The organism is Streptomyces naganishii JCM 4654, from assembly GCF_014650575.1.
Taxonomy (GTDB): Bacteria; Actinomycetota; Actinomycetes; order Streptomycetales; family Streptomycetaceae; genus Streptomyces; species Streptomyces naganishii.
This window is the reverse complement of record NZ_BMVF01000010.1, coordinates 117,570-134,910: the sequence shown is the minus strand read 5'-3', so window position 1 is coordinate 134,910 and position 17,341 is coordinate 117,570. Positions and strand designations below refer to the sequence as shown.

15 protein-coding genes are annotated in these 17,341 nt (G+C 72.1%); 8 read left to right on the top strand and 7 right to left on the bottom strand.

What is annotated here, in order from left to right; translation table 11 throughout:
• Positions 1-6 precede the first annotated feature (6 nt).
• Positions 7-978, bottom strand: a complete 972-nt coding sequence (locus IE217_RS19885) for an EamA family transporter (protein WP_190179245.1) — start codon at positions 976-978, stop codon at positions 7-9.
• A 94-nt stretch (positions 979-1,072) separates the two neighbouring features.
• Positions 1,073-4,096 carry an FAD-binding and (Fe-S)-binding domain-containing protein gene (locus IE217_RS19880; protein ID WP_190179244.1) on the bottom strand — a complete coding sequence of 1,008 codons (3,024 nt, stop codon included), beginning with the start codon at positions 4,094-4,096 and terminating at the stop codon, positions 1,073-1,075.
• A gap of 166 nt (positions 4,097-4,262) precedes the next feature.
• Between IE217_RS19880 and serC the strand changes: the two genes are divergently transcribed.
• Entirely contained in the window at positions 4,263-5,381 is a 1,119-nt protein-coding gene (gene serC / locus IE217_RS19875; RefSeq protein ID WP_190179243.1) for a phosphoserine transaminase, read from the top strand.
• Positions 5,382-5,541: 160 nt separating this feature from the next.
• On the opposite strand, the gene IE217_RS19870 is transcribed toward serC, so the two are convergent.
• Entirely contained in the window at positions 5,542-6,546 is a 1,005-nt protein-coding gene (locus IE217_RS19870; protein WP_190179242.1) for a WD40 repeat domain-containing protein, read from the bottom strand.
• 110 nt (positions 6,547-6,656) lie between these two features.
• Here IE217_RS19870 and IE217_RS19865 point away from each other — a divergent pair, with 110 nt between their 5' ends.
• The 3 genes from IE217_RS19865 (at position 6,657) to IE217_RS19855 (ending at position 9,086) form a co-directional block, all read left to right on the top strand.
• On the top strand, positions 6,657-7,340 hold the full coding sequence (locus tag IE217_RS19865; protein WP_190179241.1) for a GDSL-type esterase/lipase family protein: 684 nt from the start codon (positions 6,657-6,659) through the stop codon (positions 7,338-7,340).
• An 87-nt stretch (positions 7,341-7,427) separates the two neighbouring features.
• Positions 7,428-8,015: a Uma2 family endonuclease gene (locus IE217_RS19860; protein ID WP_190179240.1), complete on the top strand. Its 588-nt coding sequence runs from the start codon at positions 7,428-7,430 to the stop codon at positions 8,013-8,015.
• Positions 8,016-8,090: 75 nt separating this feature from the next.
• Positions 8,091-9,086 carry an aldo/keto reductase gene (locus tag IE217_RS19855; RefSeq protein WP_190179239.1) on the top strand — a complete coding sequence of 332 codons (996 nt, stop codon included), beginning with the start codon at positions 8,091-8,093 and terminating at the stop codon, positions 9,084-9,086.
• Between the two features lie 172 nt (positions 9,087-9,258).
• On the opposite strand, the gene thpR is transcribed toward IE217_RS19855, so the two are convergent.
• Positions 9,259-9,831, bottom strand: coding sequence for an RNA 2',3'-cyclic phosphodiesterase (gene thpR / locus IE217_RS19850; protein WP_190179238.1), 573 nt, complete (start codon positions 9,829-9,831; stop codon positions 9,259-9,261).
• Between the two features lie 103 nt (positions 9,832-9,934).
• Here thpR and IE217_RS19845 point away from each other — a divergent pair, with 103 nt between their 5' ends.
• Positions 9,935-10,522 (top strand): Uma2 family endonuclease, encoded by a 588-nt coding sequence (locus IE217_RS19845; RefSeq protein WP_190179237.1) that lies wholly within the window; start codon positions 9,935-9,937, stop codon positions 10,520-10,522.
• Between the two features lie 48 nt (positions 10,523-10,570).
• Here the strand turns inward: IE217_RS19845 and IE217_RS19840 are convergent, their stop codons facing one another.
• Positions 10,571-11,920: an MFS transporter gene (locus IE217_RS19840; protein ID WP_229865420.1), complete on the bottom strand. Its 1,350-nt coding sequence runs from the start codon at positions 11,918-11,920 to the stop codon at positions 10,571-10,573.
• A 31-nt stretch (positions 11,921-11,951) separates the two neighbouring features.
• Positions 11,952-12,389, bottom strand: a complete 438-nt coding sequence (locus IE217_RS19835; RefSeq protein WP_189705899.1) for a MarR family winged helix-turn-helix transcriptional regulator — start codon at positions 12,387-12,389, stop codon at positions 11,952-11,954.
• Between the two features lie 166 nt (positions 12,390-12,555).
• On the opposite strand from IE217_RS19835, the gene IE217_RS19830 reads away from it, so the two are divergent.
• Positions 12,556-12,747 (top strand): ribbon-helix-helix protein, CopG family, encoded by a 192-nt coding sequence (locus IE217_RS19830; RefSeq protein ID WP_190179236.1) that lies wholly within the window; start codon positions 12,556-12,558, stop codon positions 12,745-12,747.
• A gap of 13 nt (positions 12,748-12,760) precedes the next feature.
• Here IE217_RS19830 and IE217_RS19825 read toward each other — a convergent pair whose 3' ends face one another.
• Positions 12,761-14,212, bottom strand: a complete 1,452-nt coding sequence (locus tag IE217_RS19825) for an NCS2 family permease (RefSeq protein ID WP_190179235.1) — start codon at positions 14,210-14,212, stop codon at positions 12,761-12,763.
• Positions 14,213-14,491: 279 nt separating this feature from the next.
• Here IE217_RS19825 and IE217_RS19820 point away from each other — a divergent pair, with 279 nt between their 5' ends.
• Positions 14,492-14,776: a DUF2530 domain-containing protein gene (locus tag IE217_RS19820; protein WP_190179234.1), complete on the top strand. Its 285-nt coding sequence runs from the start codon at positions 14,492-14,494 to the stop codon at positions 14,774-14,776.
• A 148-nt stretch (positions 14,777-14,924) separates the two neighbouring features.
• Positions 14,925-17,321, top strand: coding sequence for a cation-translocating P-type ATPase (locus IE217_RS19815; protein ID WP_190179233.1), 2,397 nt, complete (start codon positions 14,925-14,927; stop codon positions 17,319-17,321).
• Positions 17,322-17,341 lie beyond the last annotated feature (20 nt).

The following is a 17,341-nucleotide window of genomic DNA, read 5'->3' as shown; positions in this document are numbered from 1 at the left end:
CAGGGCTCAGGCGTCCACCGGGGGCAACGGCCGCTTCCCCCGCCCCACCTGGGTGCGCACCGCGCCCATGCTGGCCGCGATGACCAGGGCGATGGCGACCGCCTGGATCGGGGTGAGGGCCTGGCCGAGGACGAGGAGGCCCGCGGTGGCGGCGATGGCCGGCTCCAGGCTCATCATCACGGCGAAGGTGGAGGCGGGCAGGCGGCGCAGGGCGAGCAGTTCGAGGGTGTACGGCAGCACGGAGGACAGCACCGCCACCGCCGCGCCCAGCCCGAACGTCACCGGATCGGCGAGCTTCGCGCCCGACTCCGCGATGCCCAGCGGCATGAACAGCACCGCGCCCACCGCCATCGCCAGCGCCAGCCCGTCCGCCTGCGGGAAGCGCCGGCCGGTGCGCGCGCTGAAGACGATGTACGCCGCCCACATCGCGCCCGCGCCCAGCGCGAACGCCACACCGGCGGCGTTGAGGCTGCCGAACCCGCCGCCGCTCAGCAGGAAGACGCCCGCCAGGGCGAGCCCCGCCCAGACGAGGTTGAGGGCGCGGCGGGAGGCCAGGACCGACAGGACCAGCGGGCCGAGCACCTCCAGGGTGACCGCCGGGCCGAGCGGAATGCGGGCGATGGACTGGTAGAAGAGGCCGTTCATCGCGGCCATCGCGATGCCGAAGACGACGACCGTGCCCCAGTCGGCGCGCGAGTGTCCGCGCAGCCGCGGCCGGCAGACCAGCAGCAGCACGATCGCCGCCACCAGCAGTCGCAGCGTCACCACGCCCAGCGCGCCCGTCCTCGGCATCAGCGTCACGGCCAGCGCGCCGCCGAACTGCACCGAGAGCCCGCCCGCCAGCACCAGGCCCACCGGCCCCAGGGAGCCGAAACGGCCCTGACCGCCGGGGGCCGGCGCGGGCGCGGGGCCCGGTGCCGCGGCGGCCGGGGCCGACGAGGAGGGGGCGGCGGCACGGGAGGTGCTGGGGGTACTCACGGGCGGTCCAGGGCTGGCTCGGGGAGTGGGGTGCGGGAGCGCGGGGCTCGCGTTCATCGCGGTGTACTTCTGCGTCCAGGGTAATGGACTGCCGTCAGGTGCGTGAAGTCCTTATACAACTGTCCGCGTCGCCGGGCGGCTGCTGTGGGCCCTCGTCGAGCGCCTGCGCCAGCACCTCCGCCAGGTGCCGGCCCCGTACGCCCGCCAGCTGCTCCAGCTGCGTACGGCAGGAGTAGCCGTCCGCGAGGATCACCGTGCCCTCGGCGGACCGGCGCACCGACGGCAGGAGCTGTTCCTCCGCGCAGGCCGTGGACACCTCCCAGTGGCCCTTCGCGAAACCGAAGTCGCCGGCCAGTCCGCAGCAGCCGCCGGACAGCTCGCCGGTCAGGCCGGCCGCCGCGCGCAGCCGCCGCTCGGCCGCGTCCCCGAGGACGGCGTGCTGGTGGCAGTGGGTCTGGCCGGCCACCGGGCGGTCCAGGCGGGGCGGCCGCCAGCCGGGGGCGTGCCGCTCCAGCGTCTCGGCGAAGGTCAGGACGCGGCCGGCCAGCAGCCGTGCGCGCGGGTCGCCGGGCAGCAGGTCCGGCAGGTCGGCGCGCAGCGCGGCGGCGCAGCTCGGCTCCAGGACGACCACCGGGGCGCCGGCCTCCAGGACCGGTTCCATCAGGTCCAGGGTGCGCCGCAGCACCGCGCGGGCCCGGTCGAGCTGGCCGGTGGAGACGTACGTCAGACCGCAGCAGACCCGGCCCCGGCCGCGCAGCACGGACACGGGGTCCAGGATCCGGGTCCTCCCGTCGCCCACGGGAGGCCGGCGCAGGCGCAGGGTGGGCGGCAGCGCCACTCGCAGCCCGGCCGCCTCCAGCACCCGTACGGCCGCGCGCCCCACGGCGGGCGACAGATGCTCGGTGAAGGTGTCGGGCCACAGGACGACCAGCTCGCCCGAGCCGCCCCGCTCCCCCGGCACGCCCGGCCCGCCGGTCCGGCCCCGCTCGCCGGTCTCCTCCCCGCCCGGCCGCCGCCTCCGGCTCCACCAGCGGGTGAAGGGCTCGGCCGCCAGACGCGGTATCCCTCTTTCGGGTGCGATCCCGGCCAGCCGCCGGGCCACCGCCGCCAACGGCCGTACGGCGGCCAGCGCGTTGACGGCGGGCGCGATCCGGGTGCGGCCCGCCCACCGCAGCCACACCGGGAGCCACCCCAGCGCGTAGTGCGCGGCCGGGCGGCGCCGGCCGGCGTAGTGGTGGTGCAGGAACTCCGCCTTGTACGTGGCCATGTCGACCCCGACCGGGCAGTCGGAGCGGCAGCCCTTGCAGGACAGGCACAGGTCGAGTGCGTCGCGGACCTCCGTTGACCGCCAGCCGCCGGTGACCACCTCGCCGGCGAGCATCTCGTGCAGCAGCCGGGCGCGTCCGCGCGTGGAGTGCTCCTCGGCGCCGGTCGCGCGGAAGGAGGGGCACATCACGCCCGCGCCCGGGGCGTGGGCCGTACGGCACTTGGCCACGCCGACGCACCTGCGCACGGCGGCCGCGAAGTCCCCGCCGTCGGCCGGGTAGCCGAAGGCGACCTCGACCGGCTCGCGGGGCAGCACGGCAAAGCGCAGGTTCGAGTCCAGGGGCGCCGGGCGGACCAGCATCCCCGGGTTGAGCAGGTCGTCCGGGTCCCACACGGCCTTGGCCCGCTCGAACAGGGCGACCAGGCCGGCCCCGTACATCCTCGGCAGCAGTTCGGCGCGGGCCTGCCCGTCCCCGTGCTCCCCGGACAGCGAACCCCCGTGCGCCACCACCAGTTCCGCGAGCTCCTCGGAGAACCGCCGGAAGCGTGCCGTCCCGGCCGGGGTCAGCAGGTCGAAGTCGATGCGGACGTGGACGCAGCCGTCCCCGAAGTGCCCGTACGGCGTGCCGCGCAGCCCGTGCCCGGCCAGCAGGGCCCGGAAGTCCCGCAGGTACGCGCCCAGCCGCGCCGGCGGCACCGCACAGTCCTCCCAGCCGGGCCACGCCTCGCTGCCGTCCGGCATCCGTGTCGCCGTACCGCTCGCGTCCTCCCGGATCCGCCACAGGGCGCGCTGCGCGGCGGCGTCCGTGACCACCAGCGCGTCCGCCGCGTCGGCCGCGCGCACGACACCCTCCGCACGCGCGCGTGCCTCGGCCGCCGACTCCCCTCCCGTCTCCACGAACAGCCAGGCGTCCCCGCGCGGAAGCCCGGCCGAGAGAGAAGGCACCAGGTCCCGGGCCATCCCCTCCACCGTCAGCGGCCCGAGCGGCAGCAGTCCGGCCGCCGCCTCCGCCGCGGCGCCCTCGTCGGCGTACCCCAGCACGGCCAGGGCCCGCGCGCGGGGCGTGTCCACCAGTCGTACGACCGCCTCGGTCAGCACGCCCAGGGTGCCCTCCGAGCCGCAGAAGGACCGCGCCACGTCGGCGCCCTTCTCGGGGAGCAGGGCGTCCAGCGCGTACCCCGAGATACGGCGGGGCAGGTCGGGGAAGCCGGTCCGCAGCCGCGCCAACTCCCCCTCGGCCAGCGCGCGCAGCCCGTCCGGGGCCCCGGCCCATCCCTGCCCGAGCCGCAGCCGCCGCCCGCGCGCGGTGACGACGGACAGCTCCCGCACGCTGTCCGCGGTGGTCCCCCAGGCCACCGAGTGGGAGCCGCAGGAGTTGTTGCCGATCATCCCGCCGAGCGTGCAGCGGCCGTGCGTGGACGGGTCGGGCCCGAAGCGCAGTCCGTGCGGGGCGGCGGCCTCCTGGAGCCGGTCCAGGACCAGGCCCGGCTGCACGACGGCCGTGCGCGTGTCCGGTTCGAGGGCGAGCAGCCGGTCCATGTGCCGGGTGAAGTCCAGGACCACTCCCGTGCCGGTGGCCTGCCCCGCGATCGACGTGCCCCCGCCGCGCGCCACCACCGGCACGCCGTGCGCCCGGCACACCTCCAGCACGGCCGCCACGTCGTCCGCGTCCCGCGGCGCCACCACGCCCAGCGGGACCCGCCGGTAGTTGGAGGCGTCCATGGTGACCAGCGCCCGCGCGGTGACGCCGAAGTCGACGTCACCGCCGCGGACGGCCCGGCGGAGCTCGCGCGCGAGGTCGTCGGCGCCGGCGCGGCTCGCGCGCTTCCCGTGGTCCGAGAGATCGGTCATGCGTCCAGGATGCATCCGGCCACTGACAGTGACGACGGCCGGCCGCCGGAGCGACGACGGCGGGCCGTGTCTCGTAGGTCCCGACATGTCCGCCGCCCGGCGGGACCCGTCTCATCGGACGGAACGCGTTTCCGTCCGGTTTCGCCGAAGAGATACCCTCCGGCTCGTGGCTGAGATCCAGATTCCTGACGACATCAAGCCCGCGGACGGCCGTTTCGGCGCGGGTCCCTCCAAGGTGCGGACGGAGGCGCTGGACGCCCTCGCCGCCACGGGTAAGTCCCTGCTCGGCACGTCCCACCGCCAGGCCCCGGTCAAGAACCTGGTCGGCAAGGTGCGCGAGGGCATCCGCGAGCTGTTCCGGCTCCCCGACGGCTACGAGGTCGTGCTCGGCAACGGCGGCTCCACCGCGTTCTGGGACATCGCGACGCACGGCCTGATCGAGAACAGGTCGCAGCACCTCACCTTCGGCGAGTTCAGCTCGAAGTTCGCCAAGGCCGCCAAGCTCGCCCCGTGGCTGGCCGAGCCGGACGTCGTCTCCGCCGACGCGGGCACGCACCCCGAGCCGGCCGCGCGCGAGGGCGTCGACGTGTACGCCTTCACCCACAACGAGACCTCGACCGGCGTCGCCATGCCCATCAAGCGCGTGGCCGGCGCCGACGAGGGCGCCCTGGTCCTGGTCGACGCCACCTCCGGCGCGGGCGGCCTCCCGGTCGACGTCGCCGAGACCGACGTCTACTACTTCGCCCCGCAGAAGTCCTTCGCCTCCGACGGCGGCCTGTGGATCGGCGTGTTCTCCCCGGCCGCGATCGAGCGCGCCGAGCGGATCCACGCGTCCGGCCGCCACATCCCGGAGTTCTTCAGCCTGCCCACGGCGATCGACAACTCCCGCAAGAACCAGACGTACAACACCCCGGCGCTGGCCACCCTGTTCCTGCTCAACGAGCAGCTGGAGTGGATCAACGGCCAGGGCGGCCTGGACTGGGCCACCGGCCGCACGAAGGACTCCTCGTCCCGCCTGTACGCCTGGGCGGAGGAGTCGAAGTACGCCACCCCGTTCGTCGCCGACCCGGCCAAGCGCTCGCAGGTGATCGGCACGATCGACTTCTCCGACGAGATCGACGCCGCCGCCGTCGCCAAGGCCCTGCGCGCCAACGGCGTCGTCGACACCGAGCCCTACCGCAAGCTCGGCCGCAACCAGCTGCGCGTCGCGATGTTCCCGGCGATCGACCCGGCGGACGTCGAGGCGCTCACGAAGTGCGTCGACTACGTCATCGAGAAGCTGTAGTCGCCTTCACTCTCCGCTCGTACGAGTGAAGTGCGGGGTGGCGGGGGGCCGTTGCGCCGGTTCCCTGTCACCCCGCCTCCGTGTCGGCCGTACGGGCTCGGACCGCGATGCTCCGCCGCACCCGCGCCTCCACACTGGCGTGCCCGTCGGGCGGGCCCCGTCAGCCGCGGCGCCTGAGCCGTCGTAGCCCGAAGACCGCGACTGCCGCGAGCGCGACGGCCACCGCGCCGGTCCTCACCGTGCCGCTCAGCCCGCCGCCGTGCTTCGCGCTCCCGCCGGACGCCTGGGAACCGCCGCCCGTCGAGGGCGACTTGGCGCTGCCGGGCGCGTCCTTGGCCTGTACGGGGCTTTCGGCGCCCTCGCTGCCGTACAGGAGCTTCCTGCCGTCGATCGTGTACGTGATCGACTCGCCCTGGGCCTGGAGGGGGACGTCGAGGGTGCCTTCGCGTTTGATCCGGCCGCCGTTCCAGTCGTAGTAGATGCCGCCGAAGTAGCCGCGCACGGCGAGCTGGGTGCCGTCCGGTGAGAATGCGGCGTCGGTGGCCCAGAGGTCGACCGGGGCGATGGGGCGGAAGACGTTGGTGCCCGTGGGGGACAGGTGGGCCGGGCCCTCGAAGAGGTGTCCGCCGTTCTCGTTCTTGTCGATGATGTAGACCCGGCCGGTCCTGGGGTGCACGACCAGGGACTCGGCGTTGCGGGCGCCGCCGGCGTACTTCACCACGTACTGCGTGGCGCGGATCGTCTGGTCCTTGAGCACCTTGGGCTCGGGCAGCCGGTAGATCCAGACGTAGGGCCAGGTGCCGCCGAGGTTGTCGCCGATGTCGCCGACGTAGATCTGGTTGCCGGGGCCTATGGAGATGGCCTCGGCGTCACGGGGCTTGCCGATGCCGCTGAGGGTGATCGTGGCGACCGTCTTCCCGGTCCTGCCGTCCACGGCGTAGATCTGGGGGCCGTAGCCGCTGTCGTTGTGGGTCCAGTAGACGCCGGGGTGCAGACGGGAGGCGGCCAGGCCGCTGGACTCCTTGATCCGGGGGTCCTCGATCGTGAAGCCGCCGTCCCCGCCGACGCCGGAATCGGCACGTGCGGTGGCACTGGCGGTCGTGGCGGGCGCGGCGAAGGCGCCCACGAGGAGGGCCCCGGCGAGGAGGGCGAGCGGTCGGCGCATCCCTCAAGCCTGCCATCCCCGGCCGGGGTTCACTCGGCGTGGTGGGAGCGTGGTGGGAGCGTGGTGGGCCTCACATCGCGGGCGGAGCCGTGATCGTCCATCATGAGCGGATGCTCAGGTTCATGCCCGTCGGTGACTCCATGACGATCGGCAGCGCGGGCGAACACACGTGGCGCTACCGGCTGTGGCAGCACCTGCGCGACACCTACGACGGCCCGTTCGCGCTCGTCGGCCCGCGCGAGACGCTCTACGACAAGGCGACGGACGCGCCCACGTCGTACGAGTACGCCGACCCCGCCTTCCCGCGCGCCCACCTGGCCGGCTGGGGCGAGGGCTGGGGGCACATGGCCCCGCTGATCGCGGACGCGGTGCGCGAGTGCCGTGCCGACGTCCTGCTGGTCTCGCTCGGCCTGATCGACCTGGGCTTCTACACCAACGCCGAGCAGACCGCGGCGAACGTGCGCGCCTTCGTCACGGCGGCCCGCGAGGCCAACGCGCGCCTGCGGATGGTCGTGCTCCCGGTGATACCGAACATCCGCGCCGAGGCCGACCCGCCCTTCGCCACCCAGGTGAGCCTCTTCAACGAACTGCTGGCCAAGACGGTGGCCGACCTGGACGAGCCGCGCTCCCCCCTGCTGCTGGCGTCCCCGCCGCCCACGTACGACATCCACACGGACACCTACGACGGCACCCACCCGAACACCCACGGCGAGCACAAGATCGCCGCCACCTTCGCCGACGCGATGCATCAGGCATGGGGATTCGGCCATCCGTACGCGGCCGCAACAAGCTGACCGCTTTCCGGCGCACCCCGGTCACCGTACGTATCGTTGTACCGCGCGGCCGCACCCGTTCGTGGACGGCCGGGGAGGAGCGCGACCGTGACCGTCCTCGAAGACAGGATCGAGATGGCCGACGCCGACAGCGAGAGCTTGGACGAGTGGTTCGAGCGGCTCAAGCGCATGCCCGTCCCCGAAGGATTCAGGGTCGAGATCGTCGGGGGCAGCGTTTTCATGACGCCACAGCGTGACACTCACTGGCAGATCATCCGCATGTTCTTGTGGGCCATCGAGGACAGGTTCGGGAGGAAGGCCAAGGTCTTCTCTGACGTCCGCATCGACTTCCCGGGCCACCAGAACGGCTTCTGCCCCGACGTCGCCTTGCTCAGGGACTCGGCGAAGAAGGACGACAAGGGCCACTGGCGCTTCGAGGACGTCCAGTTCGTCGCCGAGGTGATCTCCGAGGCGACGGCCGCCAACGACTACGGGCCCAAGCGGATCGCCTACGCCGAGGCCGGAGTCCCCGTCTACGTCATCGCCGACCCCTACCAGGGCCGGTGCCACATCTACACGGACCCGGAGGACGGCGACTACGCCGACCCGACGAAGGTGGACTTCGGCACCGACATCGACCTCACCGGCACCGTCGTCGATCTCATCCTCAAGACCGACAAATTCCCCCGCGACTGACCGCCGTCCCCTGCGTCCCCGCCGTCCCCGGCTGCCCTTGCTTCGAGGGCACTCCAGGACGTTGGCTTGGGGACCATGGAGTACACACAGCTCGGACGCACGGGACTCAAGGTCAGCAGGCTCGTCCTCGGGACGATGAACTTCGGTCCGCAGACCGACGAGGCGGACAGTCACGCGATCATGGACGCGGCGCTGGACGCCGGGATCAACTTCTTCGACACCGCCAACGTGTACGGCTGGGGCGAGAACAAGGGCCGTACCGAGTCCATCATCGGCAACTGGTTCGCCAAGGGCGGCGACCGGCGCGACAAGGTCGTCCTCGCCACCAAGGTGTACGGCAACATGTCGCCGGACAACTCCTCCGTCTGGCCCAACCACGACAAGCTCTCCGCCGTGAACATCCGGCGGGCCGTGGACGCGAGCCTCAAGCGGCTGCGGACCGACCACATCGACGTCTACCAGTTCCACCACATCGACCGCGCCACCGGCTTCGACGAGATCTGGCAGGCCATCGACGTCCTGGTCCAGCAGGGCAAGATCCTCTACGTCGGCTCGTCCAACTTCCCCGGGTACAAGATCGCCCAGGCCAACGAGGCCGCCGCCCGCCGGGGCGGGACCATCGGGCTGGTCAGCGAGCAGTGTCTCTACAACCTCGCCGAGCGGCGCGCCGAGATGGAGGTCATCCCGGCCGCGCAGGACTACGGGCTCGGGGTCATCCCCTGGTCCCCGCTGCACGGCGGGCTGCTGGGCGGTGTGCTGAAGAAGCAGGCCGAGGGCGGCCGGCGCTCCTCCGGGCGGGCCGCCGACGCCCTGAACGACCCGGCGGTGCGCAAGCAGATCCAGGCCTACGAGGACCTGCTCGACAAGCACGGCCTGGAGCCGGGCGAGGCGGCCCTGGCCTGGCTGCTCACCCGGCCCGGCGTGACCGGCCCGATCGTGGGGCCGCGCACCGCCGGGCAGTTGGAGTCGGCGCTGCGGGCGGTCGAGCTGGAGCTGAGCGAGGAGGTGCTGGCCGGGCTGGACGAGGTCTTCCCGGGCCCGGGACCGTCCCCGGAGGCCTTCGCCTGGTGAGCGGGTGATCGGCGCCGGTCACTGAACGTCCCGCGGCGGCCGTGCTCGGCATGCTCGACGTGCTCGGCGGCGTCACCTGCCGAGCACGGCCGCCAGGGCGACGACGGCGAACATCAGCACAAGCGCACCGGCCATGATCCGGTTCCGGGTCTTCGGGTCCACGTATTCGAGACTAACCGGCGCCGCCGAGCGGCCGGCGGGCGACCGCCTCGTAACGGGGCTGCTCCCCGGGCACGCCCGACCTCGGCAGGTGGCTGCGGACCAGGACCAGCTCCTCCACGGTCCAGGTGCGCGTGCCGAAGCCCTCCAGTGCCTTCACGTACGGCCGCACGTCCACCGCGTCCCGGCCGCGGGCCACGGTCAGGTGGGCCTTGTAGCGGCGGTGCTCCCCCATCTCCACGCCGGCCTTGCGCGCCGCCGCCTCCGCGCGCTCGGCCAGCAGCCGCATGGTCCGCAGATCGCCCTCGGCCCCGGCCCACAGCGCCTTGCCCCGCCCGAACTGGCCGCCCCCGCTCAGGGCGAGCCCGAAGGCCGGCGTACGGCCCGCGGCCCGCCCCAGCCGCTCCTCCAGCTCCGGTACGACCCCGTCGTCGACCTCGCCGTAGAACGCGAGCGTGAAGTGCCACCCGGCCGGCCCGGTCCACCGCAGCCCCTCCGCCCCCGGCAGCCCCCGCAACTCCCGGACCATCCGCTCGAGCTCACGCACGACATCCTCGGGGGGCAGCACGGCGGCGAAGAGTCTCATGGGCCCAGTCTCCGCCACGCCCCGGACGTGTCCGAGCGACCGTGCGTATCGTTGTACCGCGCGGCCGTACTCGTTCATGGGGCGGCCGGGGAGGAGCGCCACGATGACCGTCCTTGAAGACAGGATCGCGATGGCCGAGAGCGACAACACGATCACGCTCGACGAGATGTTCGAGCGGCTCGAGAAGATGCCCGTCCCCGAGGGATACAAGGTCGAGGTCGTCGAGGGGACCGTCTTCATGTCGCCACAGCGGGACACCCACTGGGAGATCATCCTGGACTTCATCGAGCAGTTGCGGACCAAGTACCCCCGCAAACGCGTCAAGTCGGACGTCCGGATCGACTATCCGGGCCACCTCAACGGGTTCGCGGCCGACGTGACGGTGATCGCCGAGGACGCCGGCAGGACGGAGGGGGGCCACTGGCGCTGTGAGGACGTCGAGTTCGTCGCCGAGGTCATCTCCAAGGGCACGGCGGCCAACGACTACGGCCCGAAGAAGGCCGCCTACGCCAAGGCCGGGGTCCCCGTCCTCGTGATCGCCGACCCCTACCGGGGTGAGTGCGTCGTCCACACCCACCCCCGGGACGGCAAGTACGCCGTCGAGGTGAAGGCCGACTTCGGGGAGGAACTGGACCTCACCGGCACGGTCGTCGGCCTTGTGATCAAGACCGGCGAGTTTCCGCGCGACTAGGGGCCGGGCGGGCGGGCGGAGGCCGGCCCTCCGGCCCGCCGGCTCGGCTCACGCGACCGGGGCCAGTTCCTCACGGTGGTTTCGGGGGACCAGGTTCACCCGGGGGTGGCCGTGGTCCCAGGCGAGGGTGAGGCGGAGGCCGCCGAGGCGGGTGAGGATCAGGCCGACGGCGGTGGCCGCGGCGACCGAGACGATGCCGCCGAGGGCGAAGCCGATCCGGGCGCCGTAGGCGTCGGTGACCCAGCCGACCAGCGGGGCGCCCAGGGGCGTACCGCCCATGAAGACCATCATGAACAGGGACATCACCCGTCCCCGCATGGCCGGGTCGGTGGCCATCTGGACCGCGGTGTTGGCGGTGACGTTGACGGTCATGCCGAAGACGCCGATCGGGGTCATCAGCAGCGCGAACAGCCAGTACGACGGGGCCAGCGAGGAGACGATCTCCAGCGTGCCGAAGGCGACGGCCGCCGCGATCAGCACGCGCAGCCGGGCCGTTCCGCGCCGGGCGGCGAGCAGGGCGCCGATCAGGGAGCCGATCGCCATCATCGTGTTGAACAGGCTGTACGCGCCGGCGCCGGCGTGGAAGACGTCGTCGGCGTAGGCCGACAGCCAGACCGGGAAGTTGAAGCCGAAGGTGCCGATGAAGCCGACCAGGACGATCGGCCAGATCAGGTCGGGGCGCCCGGCGACATAGTGCAGGCCCTCGCGGAGCTGGCCCTTGCCGCGCGGGGCGCGCTCGACGACGTGCAGCTCACGGGCGCGCATCAGCAGCAGTCCCGCGATGGGCGCGACGAAGGACAGGCCGTTGGCGAGGAACGCCCAGCCGGTGCCGACCCCGGTGATCATGACGCCCGCGACGGCGGGGCCGATCAGCCGGGCGGACTGGAAGTTGGCCGAGTTCAGGCTGACCGCGTTCTGCAGTTGGCCGGGGCCGACCATCTCGGAGACGAAGGACTGGCGGGCCGGGTTGTCGACGACCGTGGCGAGGCCGACCGCGAAGGCGGCCACGTAGACGTGCCAGACCTGGACGTGTCCGGTCAGGGTGAGCGCGGCGAGCGCGAGGCCGGTGACGGCCATCGACGACTGCGTGACGAGCAGCGCGGGCCGCTTGGGCAGCCGGTCGACGAGCACACCGCCGTAGAGCCCGAACAGCAGCATCGGCAGGAACTGGAGGGCGGTGGTGATGCCGACCGCGGCGGAGGAGCCGGTGAGGCTGAGCACCAGCCAGTCCTGGGCGATGCGCTGCATCCAGGTGCCGGTGTTGGAGACGACCTGGCCCAGGAAGAACAGCCGGTAGTTCCTGATGCGCAGCGAGCTGAACATCGAGGACTTGCGGGGGACCGGGGTCGAAGGGGTGGTCGGTGCGGGGGCGGAAGCTGCTCCGGATCCCGTACTCAAAGGGTTCGCCTCCTCGCGAAACGCTGCCTGTTTACAGATGTGCGAGCTTCTCCAGCACGGGGGCGGCGGCGCGCAGTTTGGCCCACTCGTCCTCGTCGAGCCCTTCGACCAGGCCGGCCAGGAACGCGTTCCGCTTGCGGCGGCTCTCCTCGAGCATGGTCACGGCCTGCTCGGTCCTGGTGACGACCTTCTGGCGCCGGTCCTCGGGGTGCGGCTCCAGCCGGACCAGCCCCTTGGCCTCGAGCAGCGCCACGATGCGGGTCATCGACGGCGGCTGCACGTGCTCCTTGCGGGCGAGCTCGCCCGGGGTGGCGCTTCCGCAGTTGGCGAGGGTGCCCAGCACCGACATCTCGGTGGGGCTCAGCGACTCGTCGACGCGCTGGTGCTTGAGCCGACGGGACAGCCGCATCACGGCGGATCGCAGCGAGTTCACGGCGGCAGCGTCGTCGCCATGGGTAAGGTCCGGCATGTTCTTTAGAGTAACTCATTACTCTCGCTAAAGACCACCTGGGACACGCCGTCCCGCCCGTGACCCCGGCCACGCGCGGGCCGTTTCGCGCCAACATCACTCAAATGGGTGATCTTGCCGCGGAACGTGACGCGACCCGCGCGGCCGTGCGGCGACCCTCGATCCCATGGGGACCAGCGTGCTCAGCCTGCGCATAGACCGTGAGCTGCTCGAACGGCTCCGGCACCATGCCGCCAAAAGAGGAATGAGCGTCCAGGACTATGTCGTCCGGACGCTCATTCGCGATGACTTCGACCAGCGGTTCCAGACCGCCGTCGAGGAGACGGAGAGGTTCTACGGGGTCACCCGGCCCACGTGAACCCCACCCGGGGTCAGGTCAGGCCCAGGGCCGGCATCAGGTAGTAGAAGCCGAACACCGCCGCCACCACGTACATCGCCGCCGGCACCTCGCGGGCGCGGCCGGCCGCCAGGCGCAGCAGGACGAAGGTGATGAAGCCCATGCCGATGCCGTTGGTGATCGAGTAGGTGAACGGCATCATCACCATGGTGACGAAGGCCGGCATCGCGATCGTGTAGTCGGACCAGTCGATCTCCCGCACCGAGCCCGCCAGGATCAGGAAGCCCACCGCGAGCAGCGCCGGGGTGGCCGCCTGGGACGGGACCATGGTGGCGACCGGGGTCAGGAACAGCGCCACGGCGAACAGCGCGCCGGTCACGACGTTGGCGAAGCCAGTACGGGCGCCCTCGCCGACACCCGCGGTCGACTCCACGAAGCAGGTGGTGGCCGAGGAGGAGCTGGCGCCGCCGGCCGCGACGGCGATGCCGTCGACGAAGAGGACCTTGTTGATGCCGGGCATCTGCCCCTGGGCGTCGGTCAGCTTCGCCTCGTCGCTGATGCCCATGATCGTGCCCATGGCGTCGAAGAAGCAGGACAGCAGCACGGTGAAGACGAACAGGACGCCGGTGAGCACGCCGACCTTGGCGAAGCCGCCGAACAGGCTGACCTGGCCGATCAGGCCGAAGTCGGGCGTGGAGACCGGGTTGCCGGGCCACTTCGGGGTGGTCAGACCCCAGGAGGGCACCTTGGCGACGGCGTTGACGACGACACCGAGGACGGTCATCGCGACGATCGAGATCAGGATCGCCCCGGGCACCTTGCGCACGATCAGCGCCAGGGTGAGCAGCGCGCCCAGCACGAAGACGAGCACCGGCCAGCCGCTGAGGTGGCCGTCGGCGCCCAGCTGGAGCGGGACGGTGGTGTGGGCGGCGTCCGGGATGCGGGAGACGAAGCCGGAGTCGACCAGGCCGATCAGCATGATGAACAGGCCGATGCCGATGGAGATGCCCTTGCGCAGGCCGAGCGGCACCGCGTTCATGACCCGCTCCCGCAGGCCGGTGGCGACCAGCAGCATCACCACGAAGCCGGCGAGGACGACCATGCCCATCGCGTCCGGCCAGGACATGCGCGGGGCGAGCTGGAGCGCGACCACGGTGTTGACGCCGAGCCCGGCGGCGAGCGCGATGGGCACGTTGCCGATGACGCCCATGAGCAGCGTGGTGAACGCGGCGGTCACGGCGGTGGCGGTGACCAGCTGGCCGCTGTTGAGCTGATGCCCGTACACGTCCTTCGCGCTGCTCAGGATGATCGGGTTCAGCACGATGATGTAGGCCATCGCGAAGAAGGTGGCGAAACCGCCGCGGATCTCCCGCGACAGCGTGCTGCCGCGTTCGGAGATCTTGAAGTAGCGGTCGAGAGCGCCGTACACGGGCGGCGTGCCCGGCTGCTCGGGGGCGGGGGCCTTGGCGGTGGCCGAGGTGGACATGCGGGTGACCTCAAGGGGGCGGGGGGTAGGGGTGCCGAGGCGGGCCCTTGGGGGCTTCCGTCGCGCCGCCGTGGACTTCCTTGGCGTTTCATACGAACAGAAGTGGCCAGACTCAGACTGTTTCAGTATGAACATATAAAGCCGAAAAGGCTATCTCCGCGCGTAGACCCTGGGGAGAACTTGCGCAGCCCCGGCGTGGCACACACGCAGACCCGCGTCGACGGCACCGAGGCCCACGGCGGCGAAGGCTCCCCCGGCCGGGGACGTAAGCTGAGGCCCATGGCGAAGTGGACTCCCACGCACGAGGCGCCGGAGCCCCTGGAGGGCCCCGTGGTCGCCACCATCACCGGCGGCACGATCCTCTGGTTCGTCCTCTTCCTGGTCCAGCTCCCCTTCTACGGCTGGTTCTCCGACCACGGCCACACCTGGTGGGTGTGGACCTGCCTGGCCGGCGGCGGACTGGGCCTCATCGGCGTCTGGTACGTCCGCAGGCGCGACGCCGCCATCAAGCGGGCCGCCGCCACCCCCGACGTCACCTCCGCGCAGAAGACGCCGGCCGAGTAGGCGACGCCCGGCCCCGCCGAGCGGGCGGCTCCCCCGCGCGGCCCGTACAACCTCCGCAGGACACCGCCCCGCGGCCCGCTCCTCCCCAGGTCGGATCTTCGCCCCGCTCGACGGGTCAAGCCGCATCCGGGCACGTACCGTCGAATGCATGACCCATGTCGACGCGGGCGCAGAGCTGGACCCCGTGCACCCCGTGCCCCACCCGCCGGCCCGGGCGGACGGCCTGACCCACGCCGAGGTCGCCGAGCGCGTCGCCCGTGGCCAGGTCAACGACGTGCCGGTGCGCAGCAGCCGCTCCCTCGCCGACATCGTCCGCGCGAACGTCCTCACCCGCTTCAACGCGATCATCGGCGTGCTCTGGCTGATCATGCTGTTCGTCGCGCCGATCCAGGACGGCCTGTTCGGCTTCGTGATCCTCGCCAACACCGGCATCGGCATCATCCAGGAGTGGCGGGCCAAGCAGACCCTGGACTCACTCGCCGTGATCGGCGAGGCCCGCCCCACCGTGCGCCGCGACGGCTGGGCCACCGAGATCGGCACCTCGGAGATCGTCCTCGACGACGTCATCGAGATCGGGCCGGGCCACAAGGTGGTCGTGGACGGCACCTGCGTGGAGGCGGACGGTCTGGAGATCGACGAGTCGCTGCTCACCGGGGAGGCCGACCCGGTCGTCAAGCGGCCCGGCGACCACGTGATGTCCGGCAGCTTCGTCGTCGCGGGCGGCGGCGCCTTCCGCGCGTCCCGGGTGGGCCGCGAGGCCTACGCCGCCCAGCTCGCCGAGGAGGCCTCCCGCTTCACCCTCGTCCACTCGGAACTGCGCACGGGAATCTCCACCATCCTCAAGTACGTGACGTGGATGATGATCCCCACCGCGATCGGCCTGGTCATCAGCCAGCTGGTGGTCAAGCACGGCGGTCTGAAGGAGTCCGTGGCCCGCACGGTCGGCGGGATCGTCCCGATGGTGCCCGAGGGCCTGGTGCTGCTCACCTCGGTCGCCTTCGCGATCGGCGTGATCCGGCTGGGCCGCAAGCAGTGCCTGGTGCAGGAGCTGCCCGCGATCGAGGGCCTGGCCCGCGTCGACACGGTCTGCCTGGACAAGACCGGCACCCTCACCGAGGGCGGCATGGACGTCACCGAGCTGCGCACTCTGAACGGCTACGACGACTCCTACATACGCAAGGTGCTCGGCGCCCTCGGCGAGTCCGACCCGCGCCCCAACGCCTCCCTCCAGGCGATCATCGACGCCTGCCCGGACAGCGAGGAGTGGCGCTGCGTGGAGTCGCTGCCCTTCTCCTCCGCCCGCAAGTACAGCGGCGCGAGCTTCAGCGAGGGCGACGGCGAGTCCAGTACGTGGCTGCTGGGCGCCCCCGACGTGCTGCTGGACGGGGACGCGCCCGCCCTCGCCGAGACCGGCCGGCTGAACGAGCAGGGCCTGCGCGTGCTGCTGCTGGCCCGCGCCGCCCGCGACCTGGACGCCCCGGACGTCGACAAGGGCGTCACGCCCGCCGCCCTCGTCGTGCTCGAGCAGCGGCTGCGCCCGGACGCGGCGCAGACCCTGGGCTTCTTCGCCCGGCAGAACGTCCGCGCCAAGGTCATCTCCGGCGACAACGCGGTGTCGGTGGGCGCGGTCGCCGCCAAGGCCGGCCTGGCCGGCACCGCCGTCGACGCGCGCCGGCTGCCCGCCGAGCGGGAGGCGATGGCGCGGGAGCTGGAGGACGGCACGGTCTTCGGGCGGGTCACCCCGCAGCAGAAGCGGGAGATGGTGGGCGCCCTCCAGTCGCGCGGGCACACGGTCGCGATGACCGGCGACGGCGTGAACGACGTGCTCGCCCTGAAGGACGCCGACATCGGCGTGGCCATGGGGTCCGGCTCCGAGGCCACGCGGGCGGTCGCGCAGATCGTGCTGCTGGACAACAGCTTCGCCGTGCTGCCGTCGGTGGTCGCCGAGGGGCGGCGGGTGATCGGCAACATCACCCGGGTCGCGACCCTGTTCCTGGTCAAGACGGTCTACTCGGTGCTGCTGGCGCTGATGGTGGTGTTCTCGCAGGTGGAGTACCCCTTCCTGCCCCGGCACCTGACCCTGCTGTCCACCCTCACCATCGGCGTGCCGGCCTTCTTCCTCGCCCTCGCCCCGAACACCGAGCGGGCCCGGCCGCACTTCGTGCGCCGCGTCATGCGGTACTCGCTGCCGGGCGGGGTGGTGGCGGCGGTGGCGACCTTCGTGACGTATCTGATCGCCCGCCTGCACTACACCGGCCCGGGCAGTCTCGACGCCCAGACCAGCGCGGCGACGCTCACGCTGTTCCTGGTCTCGATGTGGGTGCTGGCCATCATCGCCCGCCCCTACACCTGGTGGCGGATCGCGCTGGTCCTGTCGATGGGCGGGGCCTTCGTGGTAGTGCTGGCCGTGCCCGCGCTGCAGTCCTTCTTCGCGCTCGAACTGGTGGGGACGGCGATGCCCTGGCTGGCGGTGGGCATCGCCGTCGTGGCGTCGGCCGTACTGGAACTGCTGTGGAAGTGGGTCGACCACCGCTTCCCGGCCTAGGGCCCTTCTTCCGGATCAGG